Raw genomic sequence first — 15,563 nt, 5'->3', positions numbered from 1 at the left:
CGTTGACCGACGCGTCCTCCTGCGATGTGCTGGTCATCGGTGCGGGCAGCGCCGGATCGGTCGTCGCCGCGCTGCTCTCCGCCGACCTCGACTGCGCGGTGACGGTCGTAGAGGCCGGAGCCGGATGGCCGCCGCGCGCGGCGCACCGGTTGCCGGTGGGCGCCGGCAGCCCGCTGGTCCACCGCTACCGCACCCGGCTCACCGACCGCCCCGCCCGGTGGGCCACCCTCATGCGGGGGGCCACGCTGGGCGGCTCCGGCGCGGTCAACGGCGGCTATTTCGGCCGGGCCGTCCAAGCCGACTTCGCCGCCGGGGCGCTGCCCGGCTGGGGCTGGGAGGAGATCCTCGAGCACTACCGGGCCATCGAAACCGACGTGGACTTCAGCGGGCCCGCCCACGGCGACACCGGACCGATCATCGTCCGACGTGAACACCAATTCTGCGCCGAGACAACGGTATTCATCGAACAGGCGCGAAGGCTCGGTTACCGCTGGTTGCCGGACCTCAACGACGCCGGCCCGCAGTTGCCGACCGGCATCGGCGCGGTGCCGCAGAACATCGTCGACGGCCTGCGCATCGACCCCGGCGCGGCGTATCTGCGCGCGGCACTTGATCGCCCGAACCTGCGCGTACACACGGGAACCCGGGTCCGCCGCCTGCAAATCGAAGGTGGCCGCGTCGTCGCGGCAGAAGCCATCGGACCCGACGGACCCGTCACCCTCGTGGCGGGACGAATCGTGTTGTGCGCCGGAACGATCGAAACGGCCCACCTCCTCATGCTCTCCGGGATCGGCGACCCGACCACTCTCGAACGCGCCGGAGTGCCGGTGAAAGGTGCGCTGCCGGTGGGGGAGTCGTGCACCGACCACCCGGAGTGGCTGTTCGCCACCGAACACCCGGGAACGCGAGGCCGGGCGGTACTCGAGGCGGTGCTCACCGCCGCCGAGGGAATCGAGATCCGCCCCTACACAGTCGGATTCGCGGCCATGACCGGAGACGACGACTTCGCCTCGCCCGCCGGATGCGATCCCGCGCACATCGGCGTCGCGCTGATGCGCCCACACTCGCGCGCCCGTATCAGCGTGACCTCCGCCGACCCGGCGGTGCCGCCGCTGATCGAGCACCGCTACGACCAGCACCCCGAAGACCTGGCCGCACTGACCGGGGGCGCGGCGCTGCTCAGCGAGCTGACCGGAACGGCGCTGCCCGAACCGGCGTGGACGACCTCCCAACACCTGTGCGGCAGCGCCCCGATGGGCCGAGTGGTCGATGAGCGCTGCCGGGTGTACGGCATCGACGGGCTGTGGGTGATCGACGGGTCGGTGCTCGCCGGGCCGCTGAGCCGCGGCCCACACGCGACGATCACGATGATCGCCCACCGCGCAGCCGAATTCGTCGCCGCAGCCGGCGCTTCTCAGTCCAGCGCGTAGCGGATCGGCAGGTGCTTGAGACCGCCGACGAACGTCGTCGCGGTCAGCTGCGGCTCACCGGCGAGTTCGACCGACTTCAGCCGCGGCACCAACTCGGCGAAGAAACTCGCGATCTCCATGCGCGCCAACGCCGAGGCGACACAGAAGTGCACCCCGAAGCCGAACGCCAGGTGCTTGTTGGGGTCGCGGCCCACGTCGAACCGGAACGGATCGGCGAAGACCTCCTCGTCCCGGTTGGCCGAGACGTAGGACAGATACACCGACTCCCCGGCCCGGATCGGCACACCGCGCACCGCCGTGTCGGCGGTGGCGGTGCGCATGAACTCCTTGACCGGGGTGACCCAGCGGATGATCTCCTCCACCGCGGTCGGCAGCAGAGCCGGGTCGTCGCGCAGCCGGGCCAGCTGGTCGGGATGCTCGATCAGGGCATGCAGCCCGCCGCCGATCGCCGCGCTGGTGGTGTCGTGCCCGGCGGTCGCCAAGATCACGTAGTAGGAGGCGGTGTCGACGTCGGAGAGCGGCGCGCCGTCGATGCGCGCGTTGGCGATCGTGGAGGCGAGGTCCTCGGTGGGGCGGGCGCGCCGGTCGGCGGTCAGCGCGTTGAAGTAGGCGAAGAAATCCAGCAGCACCGGTAGCTGCTCGTCGGGGGTGAACCCGCGCCGGTACTCGTCGTCGTCGCCGCCGAACAACTCCTGGGTGAGCTTGAGCATCCGCGGAAAGTCCGATTCCGGCAGGCCCAGCAGCGACATGATCACGTACAGCGGGTAGTTGACCGCGACCTCCTGGACGAAGTCGCACTCCGGGCCGATCTCGGCCATCTTGTCGACGTAGATCTTGGCGAGTTCGGCGACGCGCGCCTTCATCGCCCGCATCGCCTTGGGCCGGAACCAGTCCGCCGCGATCGCCCGCATCTTGTGGTGCTGCGGGTCGTCCATGTGGATCAGCGTGCGCAACCCCATCCCGGCGTCCAGCTGCGCCTGCTGGATGTCGTCGAACTCCGCGGTGGCCAGCACCGAGCGCGGCGCGTTGATCCACAGCAGGTTGTCGCGTTCGATCTCGACGATGTCGGCGTGTTTGGTGATCGCCCAGAACGGCCGGTAGGGCGGCCGGTCGACCAGCGAGACCGGGGCGTGGGCGCGCAGGTGACGCAGCGCGGCGTGCAGGCTCGCCTCGTCGGTGAACGCGGCCGGGTCGGCGAGCACCTTCGCCGCATCGTCGACAACAGGTGAGCCCATCGATCCTCCTGACAGCTGTCAAGAACAGTGTGGCCGATCGGGCCCGCCCGGGGGCGCCTTTCGGGCCCAACCGCCCAGTAGGCTCAAGCCTCGTGCGCCCCGGGTCTCTGCTCCGCCGCGCCGGCATGCTGCTGGCGGCCGTGTTGCTGGTGGGCGCCGCCGGGTGCGGGCACCGCCCGGACTCCGGGGTGATCTCGCGGGCCGCCGCTCCCGAACCCGCCGTCGTCGACACCACCGCCGGACCGGTTCGCGGCGTGCTCGCCGCCGACCATCGGGTCTTCGCCGGGATCCCGTACGCCGCACCGCCGCTCGGCCCGTTGCGCTGGCAACCGCCACAACCCGTGCCCGGCTGGCAAGGCGTGCGCGACGCCACCCGCCCGGGCCCGCCGTGCGTGCAGGAAACCGCGCGGGGCGTCGGCAGCGAGGACTGCCTGACCCTCAACGTGTGGACCCCGGCGGGCGGCGCCGGCAAGCGGCCGGTGCTGGTGTGGATCCACGGCGGCGGTTTCATCAACGGCCACGGCGACATGTACGACGCCCGCCGCCTGGCCACCCGCGGCGACGTCGTGGTCGTCACCCTCAACTACCGGCTCGGGGCGCTGGGCTTCTTGGCCCACCCCGGACTCGGCCAGTTCGGCCGGATCGGCAACTACGGGTTCCTCGACCAGCAGGCCGCGCTGCGCTGGGTGCGCGACAACATCGCCGGTTTCGGCGGCGACCCGACCAAGGTCACCATCGCCGGGGAGTCGGCCGGGGGCATGTCGGTCTGCGACCACCTCGTGGCGCCGGCGTCGGCGGGTCTGTTCGGCGCCGCGATCATCCAGAGCGGACCGTGCCAGGCGCAGGTCGACCTGGCCACCGCACAGCGGGTCAGCGAAGACTTCGCCGCCGAAGCCGGGTGCGCCGACCCGGACCCGCGCGCCGCCGCCCGGTGCCTGCGGGCGCTGCCCACCGCCGAGGTGGCCGGGGCGCCCTGGTACGTGCGCATCGACACCCACGCGCTGACCGGCCCGGTCACCGGCACCACCGTGTTGCCGAGGGCCCCGCTGGACGCGTTCGCCGCCGGGCGCGCCGCCCCGGTGCCGGTGCTGCTGGGCAGCAACCGCAACGAGTTCACCATGTTCGCGGCGCTGACCTACCTGCGCACCGGCGCCGAGCTGACCGCCGCGGAGTACCCGGTGCGGTTGGCGCGCACCATGGGCTCCGACGCCGACACGGTGCGCGCCCACTATCCGCCCGAGCGCTTCGGCGGCAGCGTCTCGCTGGCGTTCTCCGCCGCCGTCGGCGACCACGTCTTCTCCTGCCCGGCCGAGGAGATGGCCACCGCGCTGGCCGACCACGCCCCCGCCGTCTACGCCTACGAGTTCGACGACCCGCGCGCCCCGGCTCCGGAGAACCTCACCCGCGCCCCGTTCCCGCTGGGCGCCACCCACGCGCTGGAGGTGCGCTACCTGTTCGCGGTCGGCGGCGCACCGCCGTTCACCGCCGTCCAGCAGCGGCTGTCCGACCAGATGATCGACTACTGGAGCGCGTTCGCGACCACCGGCGCCCCCACGGTCGCCGGCCAGCCGGACTGGCCCACCTTCGGCGACGGCCGGTGGCTGTCGCTGCGCCCCGACGGCAGCCGGGTCGTCACCGACTTCGCCGAAACCCACCAGTGCGGCTTCTGGGCGAGCCTGCGCAACGCCGGCTGAGCGGCCGGCGGCTCATCCCGCCGGCGTCACCCAGGTGGTGATCTCGGCGTGCACCACCTCCGCCCCGGCGCGGTCGGTGACGCTGACCGGCACCACCAGGTCCACCCCGGCGGTGATCGCGGCGAAATCGGGCAGCTCGGCCAACCGGGCCTGCGCGCGCAGCGAGGTGGTGGCCTTGGCCAGGTACTGCACGGTCATCGCCTTGGGGATCCAGCGGTGGCTGCGCGGCACGGTCGCCTCCATCAGCATGCCCATCGCCATCTCGGCGGCGTTGCAGGAGGCGATCGCGTGCACGGTGTGCAAATGGTTGTAGACGAAGAACCATTTCGGCACCGTCACCTCGGCCAACCCCGGCTCCATGCGCACCACGTGCGGCAACACCGAGGCGAAGTAGGGCACCCGGGCCATCGCCGCCGCGGAGAACAGCAGGGATCCGCCGGGCCGCCCGGAGAGGCGTTGCCAGGTCTTATAGGTGCTGGTCGAACCGGTCATGACCGCACACCTTACTCCGGAGTAAGATCTGCGGGGCAACGCCGGGTGTGACGTTGGGCACCGGCGGTGCCCCGTCCGATCGCGGAGGCCGGTATCGTGGGGAAACCCGCCGGTCAGCCGGGTGGGCGAGAGTGTGGGCCAGGATTTGGCGCACACCCCGATCTGGGGCATACTGTTCAGGTTGCCTTGCGTCGGACCCCGTCCGGCCGGGCATCCGACCGGCGCCCACCAGGGCGCCTCCGGTCCCACCTCGGAACGCGACGGTCCTTCCGGCGCGTGCCACGCCCGGGTGCGCGCGACGCGCCCGACCGCGGGATCGGTGTACCAGGACAGGTAAACAGCGGCGGCAACGGCCCCACGTAGGCGTGGGGGACACCCGGGACGTTCGAGGAGTGAGGTAGGAACAGCGTGGCGGGACAGAAGATCCGCATCAGGCTCAAGGCCTACGACCATGAGGCCATTGATGCTTCGGCGCGCAAGATCGTCGAGACGGTCACCCGTACGGGAGCCAACGTGGTTGGCCCGGTGCCGCTGCCGACCGAGAAGAACATCTACTGCGTCATCCGCTCCCCGCACAAGTACAAGGACTCGCGGGAGCACTTCGAGATGCGCACCCACAAGCGGCTGATCGACATCCTCGACCCGACCCCGAAAACGGTTGACGCGCTGATGCGTATCGACCTGCCGGCCAGCGTCGACGTCAACATCCAATAGGCACCCGGTAGGAGCTCCGAAGAACTATGGCACGCAAAGGCATTCTGGGCACCAAGCTGGGAATGACGCAGGTGTTCGACGAGAACAACCGGGTCGTCCCGGTGACCGTGGTCAAAGCCGGTCCGAACGTGGTGACCCGCATCCGTACCCCCGAGCGCGACGGCTACGCCGCCGTGCAGCTGGCCTACGGCGAGATCAGCCCCCGCAAGGTGAACAAGCCGGTCACCGGCCAGTACGCCGCCGCCGGGGTCAACCCGCGCCGCCACCTCGCCGAGCTGCGGCTCGAGGACGGGGCGAGCGCCGACTACGAGGTCGGCCAGGAGCTGACCGCGGAGATCTTCGAGCCCGGCAGCTACGTCGACGTCACCGGCACCTCCAAGGGCAAGGGTTTCGCCGGCGTCATGAAGCGGCACGGCTTCGCCGGCCAGGGCGCCAGCCACGGCACCCAGGCGGTGCACCGCCGCCCCGGCTCGATCGGCGGCTGCGCCACCCCGGGCCGGGTCTTCAAGGGCACCCGGATGGCCGGCCGCATGGGCAACGACCGGGTGACCACGCAGAACCTGCTGGTCCACCAGGTGGACGCCGAGAACGGCGTGCTGCTGATCAAAGGCGCCGTCCCCGGCCGCGCCGGAGGGCTGGTCATGGTCCGCACCGCGATCAAAAAGGGTGAGAAGTAATGGCCTCGTTGAAGATTGACGTCCACTCGCCGGCCGGCAAGAAGGAAGGCACCGTCGAGCTGCCCGCCGAGCTGTTCGACGCGCCCGCCAACATCGCGCTGATGCACCAGGTGGTGACCGCGCAGCGGGCGGCCGCCCGGCAGGGCACCCACTCGACCAAGAGCCGCGGCGAGGTCCGCGGCGGTGGCCGCAAGCCGTACCGGCAGAAGGGCACCGGCCGCGCCCGGCAGGGCTCGATCCGCGCCCCGCAGTTCACCGGCGGCGGCGTGGTGCACGGCCCCAAGCCGCGCGACTACAGCCAGCGCACCCCGAAGAAGATGATCGCCGCCGCACTGCGCGGGGCGCTGTCGGACCGGGCGCGCAACGGCCGGATCCACGCGGTCACCGAACTGGTCAGCGGCCAGACCCCGTCGACCAAGAGCGCCAAGGCGTTCCTGGGCACCCTGACCGACCGCAAGCGGGTGCTGGTGGTCATCGGGCGCACCGACGAGGTCGGCACCAAGAGCGTGCGCAACCTGCCTGGTGTGCACATCCTCGCCGCCGACCAGCTCAACACCTACGACGTGCTGCGCTCCGATGACGTGGTGTTCTCGGTGGAGGCGCTCAACGCCTTCATCGCCGGCCACGCCGCCAAGGGCGCCAACTCCGAGGAGGTTTCGGCCTGATGGCAACCGTCAGCGACCCCCGCGACATCATCGTCGCGCCGGTCATCTCGGAGAAGGCCTACGGCCTCATCGACGACAACGTGTACACGTTCGTGGTGCACCCGGACTCCAACAAGACGCAGATCAAGATCGCCGTCGAGAAGATCTTCGACGTCAAGGTGGCGTCGGTGAACACCGCCAACCGTCAGGGCAAGCGCAAGCGCACCCGGGCCGGGTTCGGCAAACGCAAGAACACCAAGCGCGCGATCGTCACGCTGGCCGAGGGCAGCAAGCCGATCGACCTGTTCGGAGCGCCGGCCTAGCCGCGGATAGAGGAAGACCCAACAGTTATGGCAATTCGCAAGTACAAGCCGACGACCCCCGGTCGCCGCGGTGCCAGCGTCTCGGACTTCTCCGAGATCACCCGCACCCACCCGGAGAAGTCGCTGGTCCGTCCGCTGCACAACACCGGCGGGCGGAACGCGCACGGCCGCATCACCACCCGGCACAAGGGTGGCGGGCACAAGCGGGCCTACCGTGTGATCGACTTCCGCCGCCACGACAAGGACGGCGTCAACGCCAAGGTCGCGCACATCGAGTACGACCCGAACCGGACCGCGAACATCGCGCTGCTGCACTACCTGGACGGGGAGAAGCGCTACATCATCGCCCCGCAGGGCCTCAAGCAGGGCACGGTGATCGAGTCCGGCCCCAACGCCGACATCAAGCCCGGCAACAACCTGCCGCTGCGCAACATCCCGGCCGGTACCGTCGTCCACGCGGTGGAGCTGCGGCCCGGCGGCGGCGCCAAGCTGGCCCGCTCAGCCGGTTCCAGCATCCAGCTGCTGGGCAAGGAAGGCACCTACGCTTCGCTGCGCATGCCGTCGGGGGAGATCCGGCGCGTCGACGTGCGCTGCCGCGCCACCGTCGGCGAGGTCGGCAACGCCGAGCAGATCAACATCAACTGGGGCAAGGCCGGCCGCATGCGCTGGAAGGGCAAGCGCCCGTCCGTGCGCGGTGTGGTGATGAACCCGGTCGACCACCCGCACGGTGGTGGTGAGGGCAAGACCTCCGGCGGTCGGCACCCGGTCAGCCCTTGGGGCCAACTCGAGGGCCGTACCCGCAAACCCAACAAGCCGAGCGACAAGCTCATCGTCCGACGCCGGCGCACCGGCAAGAAGCGCTAGGAAGCGGAGAGAAAGCGATGCCACGCAGCCTGAAGAAGGGTCCGTTCGTCGACGACCACCTGCTCAAGAAGGTGGACGTCCAGAACGAGAAGAACACCAAGCAGGTCATCAAGACCTGGTCGCGCCGATCGACGATCATCCCGGACTTCATCGGCCACACCTTCGCCGTGCACGACGGTCGCAAGCACATCCCGGTGTTCGTCACCGAGTCGATGGTGGGCCACAAGCTCGGTGAGTTCGCGCCGACCCGCACGTTCAAGGGCCACATCAAGGACGACCGGAAGAGCAAGCGCCGATGAGTGTTTCCACTGAATATCCCTCCGCGGTCGCCAAGGCCCGCTTCGTGCGGGTGTCGGCGACCAAGGCCCGCCGGGTGATCGACCTGGTGCGCGGCAAGTCGGTGACCGAGGCGCTGAACATCCTGCGCTGGGCGCCGCAGGCCGCCGCCGAGCCGGTGGCCAAGGTCATCGCCAGCGCCGCCGCCAACGCGCAGAACAACGACGGCCTGGACCCCGACACCCTGGTGGTCGCCGAGATCTACGCCGACGAGGGGCCGACCGCCAAGCGGATCCGCCCCCGCGCGCAGGGCCGGGCGTTCCGGATCCGTCGCCGCACCAGCCACATCACGGTGCTGGTGGAGAGCCGGCCGAGCCAGAAGGGCCGCGGCGGCCAGTCGGCCAGCAGCGCGCGGGCACGCCGCGCCCAGGCCAGCAAGGACGCCGCCAAGAAGGCGCCCGCGAAGAAGGCGGCGACCAAGGCCGCCAAGGCTGATTCGGCGCCGGCCGAAACTTCCGAGACCCCTGACGCGAAGGGAGGCTCGCAGTAGTGGGCCAGAAGATCAACCCGCACGGTTTCCGGCTGGGCATCACCACCGACTGGAAGTCCCGCTGGTACGCCGACAAGCAGTACGCCGACTACGTCAAGGAGGACGTCGCGATCCGGCGGCTGCTGTCCACCGGTCTGGAGCGCGCCGGCATCGCCGACGTCGAGATCGAGCGCACCCGCGACCGGGTCCGCGTCGACATCCACACCGCGCGCCCGGGCATCGTCATCGGCCGGCGCGGCACCGAGGCCGAACGCATCCGCGGTGACCTGGAGAAGCTCACCGGCAAGCAGGTGCAGCTGAACATCCTCGAGGTCAAGAACCCCGAGTCGCGCGCCCAACTGGTGGCGCAGGGCGTCGCCGAGCAGCTGAGCAACCGCGTCGCGTTCCGTCGCGCGATGCGCAAGGCCATCCAGTCGGCGATGCGCCAGCCCAACGTCAAGGGCATCCGGGTGCAGTGCTCGGGCCGCCTCGGCGGCGCGGAGATGAGCCGCTCGGAGTTCTACCGCGAGGGCCGGGTTCCGCTGCACACGCTGCGGGCCGACATCGACTACGGCCTGTACGAGGCCCGGACCACCTTCGGGCGCATCGGGGTGAAGGTCTGGATCTACAAGGGCGACGTCGTGGGCGGCAAGCGTGAGCTGGCTGCCGCCCCGGCCGGCGCCGAGCGTCCCCGCCGGGGCCCGGCGGGCTCCCGGCCGCGGCGCAGCGGCGCCTCGGGCACCACAGCGACCAGCACCGACGCTGGCCGCGCCGCCACCGGCGCCGAAGAGGCGCCGGCCACCGCGGTGGCCACCGAACCGGCGGCCGAACCGCAGAGCACGGAGAGCTGAAACCATGTTGTTTCCCCGCAGGGTCAAACACCGCAAGCAGCACCACCCCCGCCAGCGTGGCCTCGCCAGCGGCGGCACCGAGGTGACCTTCGGTGACTACGGCATCCAGGCGCTGACCCACGCCTACGTGACCAACCGTCAGATCGAGTCGGCGCGTATCGCGATCAACCGGCACATCAAGCGTGGCGGCAAGGTGTGGATCAACATCTTCCCGGACCGCCCGCTGACCAAGAAGCCCGCCGAGACCCGGATGGGGTCCGGTAAGGGCTCCCCGGAATGGTGGGTGGCCAACGTCAAGCCGGGCCGGGTGCTGTTCGAACTCAGCTACCCCAACGAAGCGGTCGCCCGGGCCGCGCTGACCAGGGCGATGCACAAGCTGCCGCTCAAGGCGCGCATCGTCACCCGAGAGGAGCAGTTCTGATGGCAGTGGGAGTCTCCGCCGGTGAACTGCGTGAGCTCACCGACGACGAGCTGACCGAACGGCTGCGCGAGGCCAAGGAAGAGCTGTTCAACCTGCGCTTCCAGCTGGCCACCGGGCAGTTGAGCAACAACCGCCGGCTGCGGGTCGTGCGTCGGGAGATCGCGCGGGTCCACACCGTGCTGCGTGAACGTGAGCTGGGCCTGGCTTCCGGCCCGGATGGTGAGGAGTCGTAATGGCAGAGTCGAAGCAGGACCCGAAGGCCAAGGGGCCCAAGCACACTCCGCGCACCGAGAAGCCGCGGGGCCGGCGCAAGACCCGCATCGGCTACGTGGTCAGCGACAAGATGCAGAAGACCATCGTGGTCGAGCTCGAGGATCGGGTGCGGCACCCGCTCTACGGCAAGATCATCCGCACCACCACCAAGGTGAAGGCGCACGACGAGAACAGCACCGCCGGCGTCGGCGACCGGGTGTCGCTGATGGAGACCCGTCCGCTGTCGGCCACCAAGCGCTGGCGGCTGGTCGAGATCCTGGAGAAGGCCAAGTAGCCCGACCCGCGACCGCCCGCGGGGCGTCTCGACGAATCGCACCGTCCGCAACCGGACCGGTGCGATTCGTGTCTTCGGGCGCGGTTGGGGGCGTCTCGAATCCCTAACGATCCCGTCGCGACGGCGTGGCCGCGTCGGCGCCGGCGTCCCGGCGTGGTCTGGTGGTTGCGATGAAGCGCGTCATGTTGTGGGCACCGGCCATCGCCGCGGCGGTGGCGCTGCCGCTGCTGTCCGAGACCCCGCCGGTGGGCGCCGCCCCCACCACCGACGCTCGCGGCTACGTCAACTCCTCGGCGCGCTGCGACGGCCCGGCGGTGCTGTTCGGCAGCACCGCGTCATCGCGGGTGGCGATCTGCGGCGACGCCGACGCCGGCTACGAGTACCGCGGGGTTCGGCTGTCCGACGGGGCCGCGCTGACCCTGCCGGCCACCGCGTCGGACTCCGGCGCCTACACCGCCACCAACGACGGGGTGACCTACACGGTCTCGGCCAAAACGCTGCGCATCAGCGCGGGCAGCACGGTGCTGCGCAGCGAGCCGATGCTCGACGTGCATGGCGACACCGACGCGCCGGCGACCGAAACGCCGGCGGCCACCCCCGCCGACACCCCGACGCCGTCGACACCGCTGCCGCCGCCGCTGGCGGCCGAGGAGGGCTACACCGCGTCGTGACCGGTGCGGGTCACCGCGGTGTTCGCCGCGAATTTGGTCCCCCGCCGCTGCTCACCTAGTATGTAGGGGTTGCCTAGGGCAGACCTCGGCCGGCGTCCGCGTCGGCCCCGCGTGCCCCGGGTGAACGCAAGACCGTGCACGACCAGGTCGGTATCTGGCGTGCCCGTAAAACCAGGTCAGGAGATCGAGTGATTCAGCAGGAATCGCGGCTCAAGGTTGCCGACAACACCGGCGCCAAGGAGATCTTGTGCATCCGCGTGCTGGGCGGCTCCGGGCGGCGCTACGCCGGCATCGGTGACGTCATCGTCGCCACCGTCAAAGACGCCATCCCCGGCGGCAACGTCAGCCGCGGCGATATCGTCAAAGCGGTGATCGTGCGGACCGCCAAGGAGCGCCGCCGGCCCGACGGCAGCTACATCAAGTTCGACGAGAACGCCGCGGTCATCATCAAAGGCGACAACGACCCGCGCGGTACCCGCATCTTCGGCCCGGTCGGCCGCGAGCTGCGGGAGAAGCGCTTCATGAAGATCATCTCGCTGGCCCCGGAGGTGCTGTAAATGAAGGTGCACAAGGGCGACACGGTGCTGGTGATCGCCGGTAAGGACAAGGGCGCCAAGGGCAAGGTCATCCAGGCCTACCCGGCCCGCAACCGGGTCCTGGTCGAGGGTGTCAACCGGATCAAGAAGCACACCGCGGTCTCGACCAACGAGCGGGGCGCGCAGTCCGGCGGCATCGTCACCCAGGAGGCCTCGATCCACGTCTCCAACGTGATGGTCGTCGACTCCGACGGCAAACCGACCCGCGTGGGCTACCGCATCGACGAGGAGACCGGCAAGAAGGTCCGGGTCTCCAAGCGCAACGGCGAGGACATCTGATGACCACTACCGAGACCACCAAGGTGCAGCCCCGGCTGAAGGTGCGTTACCGCGAGGAGATCCGCGACGCCCTGAACAAGGAGTTCGGCTACGCCAACGTCATGCAGATCCCGACCGTGGTCAAGGTCGTGGTGAACATGGGCGTCGGCGACGCCGCCCGCGACGGCAAGCTGATCAACGGCGCGGTCAACGACCTGTCGCTGATCACCGGGCAGCGCCCGGAGATCCGCCGCGCCCGCAAGTCGATCGCGCAGTTCAAGCTGCGCGAGGGCATGCCGATCGGGGCGCGCGCCACCCTGCGCGGCGACCGGATGTGGGAGTTCCTCGACCGGCTCACCTCGATCGCGCTGCCGCGTATCCGCGACTTCCGCGGCCTGTCGCCCAAGCAGTTCGACGGGACCGGCAACTACACCTTCGGGCTCTCCGAGCAGTCGGTGTTCCACGAGATCGACGTCGACTCCATCGACCGTCCCCGCGGCATGAACATTTCCGTCGTCACCTCGGCGACAACCGACGAAGAAGGACGAGCGCTGCTGCGGGCCCTCGGCTTTCCGTTCAAGGAGAACTGAACAGATGGCGAAGAAAGCACTGATCAACAAGGCGCAGCGCAAGCCCAAGTTCGCGGTGCGCGGTTACACCCGATGCAACAAGTGCGGCCGGCCGCGCTCGGTCTACCGCAAGTTCGGGCTGTGCCGGATCTGCCTGCGCGACATGGCGCACGCCGGCGAACTGCCCGGCGTGCAGAAGGCCAGCTGGTGACCCGATGAACCCAGCGCCCACGACCCGTACCGCACAGCTGCGGCAGGCCCGACCGGGAACCGCCGCAAGGAAGGGGAACCGGCTGTCATGACGATGTCGGATCCGATCGCAGACTTTCTGACCCGTCTGCGCAACGCCAACTCGGCGTACCACGACGAGGTGAGCCTGCCGCACTCGAAGCTCAAGGCCAACATCGCCGAGATCCTCAAGCAGGAGGGCTACATCACCGACTTCCGCGTCGAGGACGCCCGGGTGGGCAAGACGCTGGTGGTCGAGCTGAAGTACGGCCCCAACCGGGAGCGCAGCCTCGCCGGGCTGCGGCGCATCTCCAAGCCGGGCCTGCGGGTGTACGCGAAATCGACCAGCCTGCCCCGGGTGCTCGGCGGTCTGGGCGTGGCGATCATCTCCACGTCCTCGGGCCTGGTCACCGACCGGCAGGCCGCCAGACAGCGCGTGGGCGGCGAAGTCCTCGCCTACGTGTGGTGAGAGGGGCGGAGAACAATGTCACGAATTGGTAAAGAACCGGTCCCCGTCCCGAACGGGGTGGACGTCAACATCGACGGCCGCCACGTCTCGGTCAAGGGCCCCAAGGGAACCCTCGAGCTCATGGTCTCCGAGCCGCTCGGGGTCAGCCGCAACGACGACGGCCAGATCGTGGTCAGCCGGCCCGACGACCACCGGGAGAACCGGGCCCTGCACGGGCTGAACCGCACCCTGGTGGCCAACCTGATCACCGGCGTCACCGAGGGCTACACCACCAACATGGAGATCCACGGGGTCGGCTACCGCGTGCAGCTGAAGGGCTCCAACCTGGAGTTCGCGCTCGGGTTCAGCCACCCCGTCGTGGTCGAGCCGCCCGACGGGATCAGCTTCGCGGTGGAAAGCCCGACGAAGTTCTCGATCTCGGGCATCGACAAGCAAAAGGTCGGTCAGATCTCGGCGAACATCCGCCGGCTGCGCCGCCCCGACCCCTACAAGGGCAAGGGCGTGCGCTACCGGGGTGAGCAGATTCGCCGCAAGGTCGGAAAGACAGGTAAGTAGTCATGGCGCAGACACCTCCCGCCGCCACCGAGCGGAAGCCGGTGGGGCAGAACATCTCCGCAACCCGGCGGATCGCCCGCAAGCGTCGGCACGCCCGGCTGCGCAAGCACATCTCCGGCACCGCCGAGCGGCCGCGCCTGGTGGTGCACCGCTCCTCGCGGCACATCCACGTGCAGTTGGTCAACGACCTCAACGGCACCACCCTGGCCGCCGCGTCGTCGATCGAAGCCGACGTGCGGGCCGTGGAGGGCGACAAGAAAGCCCACAGTGTGCGGGTCGGCCAGCTCATCGCCGAGCGGGCCAAGGCCGTCGGGATCGACACCGTGGTCTTCGACCGCGGGGGCTACACCTACGGCGGACGGATCGCCGCGCTGGCCGACGCCGCGCGCGAGAACGGATTGACCTTCTGATGACGGACAGCAACGAGAGGACCGCATGATGGCGGAACAGCCGGGTGGCGCGACTGCCCAGGGCGGCGCGGACACGCGCGGCCGCCGCCGCGACGGCGGTCGCGGCCGGGACCGCGACGACAAGAGCAACTACCTGGAGCGCGTGGTCGCGATCAACCGGGTTTCCAAGGTGGTCAAGGGTGGTCGGCGCTTCAGCTTCACCGCCCTGGTCATCGTCGGTGACGGCAACGGCATGGTCGGTGTCGGCTACGGCAAGGCCAAGGAAGTGCCCGCCGCGATCGCCAAGGGCGTCGAGGAAGCCCGCAAGAACTTCTTCCGGGTGCCGCTGATCGGTGGCACCATCACCCATCCGGTGCAGGGCGAGGAGGCCGCAGGCGTGGTGCTGCTGCGCCCGGCCAGCGCCGGTACCGGTGTGATCGCCGGCGGCGCGGTGCGTGCCGTGCTGGAATGCGCCGGGGTGCGCGACGTCCTGTCGAAGTCGCTGGGCAGCGACAACGCGATCAACGTGGTGCACGCCACGGTGACCGCGCTGAAGATGCTGCAGCGGCCCGAGGAAGTCGCCGCGCGCCGCGGTCTGCCGATCGAGGATGTGGCGCCGGCCCGGATGCTCCAGGCCCGCCGGGAGAGTGAAGCCCTGGCCGCCACCGCGCAAGAAGGAACCGCGTAGCCATGGCCGAAGCGAAGACCAAGCAGCTCAAGATCACCCAGGTGCGCAGCACCATCGGTGCCCGGTGGCGGCAGCGGGAGAGCCTGCGCACCCTCGGACTGCGCAAGATCCGGCAGTCGGTGATCCGCGATGACAACCCGCAGACCCGCGGGCTCATCGCGGCCGTGCACCATCTCGTCCAGGTGGAGGATGCCTGATGACCATCAAACTGCATGACCTGAGCCCCGCGCCCGGGTCCAAGACCGCCCGGACCCGCGTCGGCCGCGGTGACGGCTCCAACCGGGGCAAGACCGCCGGGCGCGGCACCAAGGGCACCAAGGCCCGCAAGAACGTGCCGGTCACCTTCGAGGGTGGCCAGATGCCGATCCACATGCGGCTGCCCAAGCTCAAGGGCTTCCGCAACCGGTTCCGCACCGAGTACGCGGTCGTCAACGTCGGTGACC

The 15,563-nt window shown here is 69.9% G+C and carries 26 protein-coding genes; 24 read left to right on the top strand and 2 right to left on the bottom strand.

Going from position 1 to position 15,563, the window contains the following annotated elements:
- Positions 1–2 precede the first annotated feature (2 nt).
- Positions 3–1,430, top strand: a complete 1,428-nt coding sequence (gene mftG, locus A5643_RS11680) for a mycofactocin dehydrogenase MftG (protein ID WP_066855321.1) — start codon at positions 3–5, stop codon at positions 1,428–1,430.
- Here the strand turns inward: mftG and A5643_RS11675 are convergent.
- Complete coding sequence (locus A5643_RS11675; RefSeq protein ID WP_066855318.1) at positions 1,415–2,665, bottom strand: cytochrome P450; 1,251 nt, start codon at positions 2,663–2,665, stop codon at positions 1,415–1,417. The genes mftG and A5643_RS11675 overlap by 16 nt on opposite strands.
- Before the next feature lie 125 nt (positions 2,666–2,790).
- On the opposite strand from A5643_RS11675, the gene A5643_RS11670 reads away from it, so the two are divergent.
- The gene (locus A5643_RS11670) at positions 2,791–4,359 is read left to right on the top strand and encodes a carboxylesterase/lipase family protein (protein ID WP_066855315.1); all 1,569 of its coding nucleotides are present in this window, start codon (positions 2,791–2,793) and stop codon (positions 4,357–4,359) included.
- Between the two features lie 12 nt (positions 4,360–4,371).
- Here the strand turns inward: A5643_RS11670 and A5643_RS11665 are convergent, their stop codons facing one another.
- Entirely contained in the window at positions 4,372–4,851 is a 480-nt protein-coding gene (locus tag A5643_RS11665) for a hotdog fold domain-containing protein (RefSeq protein ID WP_066855312.1), read from the bottom strand.
- 408 nt (positions 4,852–5,259) lie between these two features.
- On the opposite strand from A5643_RS11665, the gene rpsJ reads away from it, so the two are divergent.
- The 22 genes from rpsJ to rplO all read left to right on the top strand — a co-directional run.
- Positions 5,260–5,565: a 30S ribosomal protein S10 gene (rpsJ, locus tag A5643_RS11660; RefSeq protein WP_066855310.1), complete on the top strand. Its 306-nt coding sequence runs from the start codon at positions 5,260–5,262 to the stop codon at positions 5,563–5,565.
- 26 nt (positions 5,566–5,591) lie between these two features.
- Complete coding sequence (rplC, locus tag A5643_RS11655; RefSeq protein WP_066855307.1) at positions 5,592–6,242, top strand: 50S ribosomal protein L3; 651 nt, start codon at positions 5,592–5,594, stop codon at positions 6,240–6,242.
- Positions 6,242–6,907, top strand: coding sequence for a 50S ribosomal protein L4 (gene rplD / locus A5643_RS11650; RefSeq protein ID WP_066855303.1), 666 nt, complete (start codon positions 6,242–6,244; stop codon positions 6,905–6,907). Before rplC ends, rplD begins: the two co-directional genes overlap by 1 nt.
- Positions 6,907–7,209 (top strand): 50S ribosomal protein L23, encoded by a 303-nt coding sequence (gene rplW / locus A5643_RS11645; RefSeq protein WP_066855300.1) that lies wholly within the window; start codon positions 6,907–6,909, stop codon positions 7,207–7,209. The genes rplD and rplW overlap by 1 nt, the downstream gene beginning before the upstream one ends.
- Positions 7,210–7,236: 27 nt before the next feature.
- Positions 7,237–8,073, top strand: a complete 837-nt coding sequence (gene rplB, locus A5643_RS11640) for a 50S ribosomal protein L2 (RefSeq protein ID WP_066855297.1) — start codon at positions 7,237–7,239, stop codon at positions 8,071–8,073.
- A 17-nt stretch (positions 8,074–8,090) separates the two neighbouring features.
- Complete coding sequence (rpsS, locus tag A5643_RS11635; RefSeq protein WP_066855294.1) at positions 8,091–8,372, top strand: 30S ribosomal protein S19; 282 nt, start codon at positions 8,091–8,093, stop codon at positions 8,370–8,372.
- Positions 8,369–8,899 (top strand): 50S ribosomal protein L22, encoded by a 531-nt coding sequence (rplV, locus tag A5643_RS11630; protein WP_066855291.1) that lies wholly within the window; start codon positions 8,369–8,371, stop codon positions 8,897–8,899. The genes rpsS and rplV overlap by 4 nt, the downstream gene beginning before the upstream one ends.
- Complete coding sequence (rpsC, locus tag A5643_RS11625; protein ID WP_066855288.1) at positions 8,899–9,729, top strand: 30S ribosomal protein S3; 831 nt, start codon at positions 8,899–8,901, stop codon at positions 9,727–9,729. The genes rplV and rpsC overlap by 1 nt, the downstream gene beginning before the upstream one ends.
- A gap of 4 nt (positions 9,730–9,733) precedes the next feature.
- Positions 9,734–10,150 (top strand): 50S ribosomal protein L16, encoded by a 417-nt coding sequence (gene rplP / locus A5643_RS11620; protein ID WP_066855285.1) that lies wholly within the window; start codon positions 9,734–9,736, stop codon positions 10,148–10,150.
- Complete coding sequence (gene rpmC / locus A5643_RS11615; RefSeq protein WP_066855281.1) at positions 10,150–10,383, top strand: 50S ribosomal protein L29; 234 nt, start codon at positions 10,150–10,152, stop codon at positions 10,381–10,383. Before rplP ends, rpmC begins: the two co-directional genes overlap by 1 nt.
- Positions 10,383–10,697 carry a 30S ribosomal protein S17 gene (gene rpsQ / locus A5643_RS11610; RefSeq protein ID WP_066855278.1) on the top strand — a complete coding sequence of 105 codons (315 nt, stop codon included), beginning with the start codon at positions 10,383–10,385 and terminating at the stop codon, positions 10,695–10,697. The genes rpmC and rpsQ overlap by 1 nt, the downstream gene beginning before the upstream one ends.
- Before the next feature lie 170 nt (positions 10,698–10,867).
- The gene (locus tag A5643_RS11605; protein WP_066855275.1) at positions 10,868–11,368 is read left to right on the top strand and encodes a hypothetical protein; all 501 of its coding nucleotides are present in this window, start codon (positions 10,868–10,870) and stop codon (positions 11,366–11,368) included.
- Between the two features lie 188 nt (positions 11,369–11,556).
- Positions 11,557–11,925: a 50S ribosomal protein L14 gene (gene rplN / locus A5643_RS11600; protein WP_066855272.1), complete on the top strand. Its 369-nt coding sequence runs from the start codon at positions 11,557–11,559 to the stop codon at positions 11,923–11,925.
- On the top strand, positions 11,926–12,243 hold the full coding sequence (gene rplX, locus A5643_RS11595) for a 50S ribosomal protein L24 (protein WP_066855268.1): 318 nt from the start codon (positions 11,926–11,928) through the stop codon (positions 12,241–12,243).
- Positions 12,243–12,812: a 50S ribosomal protein L5 gene (rplE, locus tag A5643_RS11590; protein WP_066855265.1), complete on the top strand. Its 570-nt coding sequence runs from the start codon at positions 12,243–12,245 to the stop codon at positions 12,810–12,812. Before rplX ends, rplE begins: the two co-directional genes overlap by 1 nt.
- 4 nt (positions 12,813–12,816) lie before the next feature.
- Entirely contained in the window at positions 12,817–13,002 is a 186-nt protein-coding gene (locus A5643_RS11585; RefSeq protein ID WP_066855262.1) for a type Z 30S ribosomal protein S14, read from the top strand.
- A gap of 87 nt (positions 13,003–13,089) precedes the next feature.
- The gene (gene rpsH / locus A5643_RS11580) at positions 13,090–13,488 is read left to right on the top strand and encodes a 30S ribosomal protein S8 (protein ID WP_066855261.1); all 399 of its coding nucleotides are present in this window, start codon (positions 13,090–13,092) and stop codon (positions 13,486–13,488) included.
- Positions 13,489–13,503: 15 nt separating this feature from the next.
- On the top strand, positions 13,504–14,043 hold the full coding sequence (gene rplF, locus A5643_RS11575) for a 50S ribosomal protein L6 (protein ID WP_066855258.1): 540 nt from the start codon (positions 13,504–13,506) through the stop codon (positions 14,041–14,043).
- Positions 14,044–14,084: 41 nt separating this feature from the next.
- Positions 14,085–14,453: a 50S ribosomal protein L18 gene (rplR, locus tag A5643_RS11570; protein WP_197497713.1), complete on the top strand. Its 369-nt coding sequence runs from the start codon at positions 14,085–14,087 to the stop codon at positions 14,451–14,453.
- Positions 14,454–14,481: 28 nt separating this feature from the next.
- A complete protein-coding gene (gene rpsE, locus A5643_RS11565; protein WP_082948913.1) occupies positions 14,482–15,120 on the top strand; it encodes a 30S ribosomal protein S5 in 639 nt (212 codons plus the stop codon).
- 2 nt (positions 15,121–15,122) lie between these two features.
- On the top strand, positions 15,123–15,317 hold the full coding sequence (gene rpmD / locus A5643_RS11560) for a 50S ribosomal protein L30 (protein ID WP_066855249.1): 195 nt from the start codon (positions 15,123–15,125) through the stop codon (positions 15,315–15,317).
- On the top strand, positions 15,317–15,563 hold a 247-nt coding region (gene rplO, locus A5643_RS11555), incomplete at its 3' end, for a 50S ribosomal protein L15 (protein ID WP_066855246.1). The genes rpmD and rplO, both read left to right, overlap by 1 nt.

The organism is Mycobacterium sp. 1274756.6 (assembly GCF_001668625.1).
Lineage (GTDB): Bacteria > Actinomycetota > Actinomycetes > Mycobacteriales > Mycobacteriaceae > Mycobacterium.
Note: the sequence above shows the minus strand (reverse complement) of the source record. Positions and strands in the feature narration are given on the sequence as shown.

Excerpts from the sequence above, each read along its gene's own strand:
- A5643_RS11675 (WP_066855318.1), bottom strand. The coding sequence starts at position 2,665 with ATGGGCTCACCTGTTGTCGACGATGCGGCGAAGGTGCTCGCCGACCCG.
- A5643_RS11670 (WP_066855315.1), top strand. The coding sequence starts at position 2,791 with ATGCTGCTGGCGGCCGTGTTGCTGGTGGGCGCCGCCGGGTGCGGGCAC.
- A5643_RS11665 (WP_066855312.1), bottom strand. The coding sequence starts at position 4,851 with ATGACCGGTTCGACCAGCACCTATAAGACCTGGCAACGCCTCTCCGGG.
- rplC (WP_066855307.1), top strand. The coding sequence starts at position 5,592 with ATGGCACGCAAAGGCATTCTGGGCACCAAGCTGGGAATGACGCAGGTG.
- rplD (WP_066855303.1), top strand. The coding sequence starts at position 6,242 with ATGGCCTCGTTGAAGATTGACGTCCACTCGCCGGCCGGCAAGAAGGAA.
- rplW (WP_066855300.1), top strand. The coding sequence starts at position 6,907 with ATGGCAACCGTCAGCGACCCCCGCGACATCATCGTCGCGCCGGTCATC.
- rplB (WP_066855297.1), top strand. The coding sequence starts at position 7,237 with ATGGCAATTCGCAAGTACAAGCCGACGACCCCCGGTCGCCGCGGTGCC.
- rpsS (WP_066855294.1), top strand. The coding sequence starts at position 8,091 with ATGCCACGCAGCCTGAAGAAGGGTCCGTTCGTCGACGACCACCTGCTC.
- rplV (WP_066855291.1), top strand. The coding sequence starts at position 8,369 with ATGAGTGTTTCCACTGAATATCCCTCCGCGGTCGCCAAGGCCCGCTTC.
- rplP (WP_066855285.1), top strand. The coding sequence starts at position 9,734 with ATGTTGTTTCCCCGCAGGGTCAAACACCGCAAGCAGCACCACCCCCGC.
- rpmC (WP_066855281.1), top strand. The coding sequence starts at position 10,150 with ATGGCAGTGGGAGTCTCCGCCGGTGAACTGCGTGAGCTCACCGACGAC.
- rpsQ (WP_066855278.1), top strand. The coding sequence starts at position 10,383 with ATGGCAGAGTCGAAGCAGGACCCGAAGGCCAAGGGGCCCAAGCACACT.
- A5643_RS11605 (WP_066855275.1), top strand. The coding sequence starts at position 10,868 with ATGAAGCGCGTCATGTTGTGGGCACCGGCCATCGCCGCGGCGGTGGCG.
- rplX (WP_066855268.1), top strand. The coding sequence starts at position 11,926 with ATGAAGGTGCACAAGGGCGACACGGTGCTGGTGATCGCCGGTAAGGAC.
- rplE (WP_066855265.1), top strand. The coding sequence starts at position 12,243 with ATGACCACTACCGAGACCACCAAGGTGCAGCCCCGGCTGAAGGTGCGT.
- A5643_RS11585 (WP_066855262.1), top strand. The coding sequence starts at position 12,817 with ATGGCGAAGAAAGCACTGATCAACAAGGCGCAGCGCAAGCCCAAGTTC.
- rpsH (WP_066855261.1), top strand. The coding sequence starts at position 13,090 with ATGACGATGTCGGATCCGATCGCAGACTTTCTGACCCGTCTGCGCAAC.
- rplF (WP_066855258.1), top strand. The coding sequence starts at position 13,504 with ATGTCACGAATTGGTAAAGAACCGGTCCCCGTCCCGAACGGGGTGGAC.
- rpsE (WP_082948913.1), top strand. The coding sequence starts at position 14,482 with ATGGCGGAACAGCCGGGTGGCGCGACTGCCCAGGGCGGCGCGGACACG.
- rpmD (WP_066855249.1), top strand. The coding sequence starts at position 15,123 with ATGGCCGAAGCGAAGACCAAGCAGCTCAAGATCACCCAGGTGCGCAGC.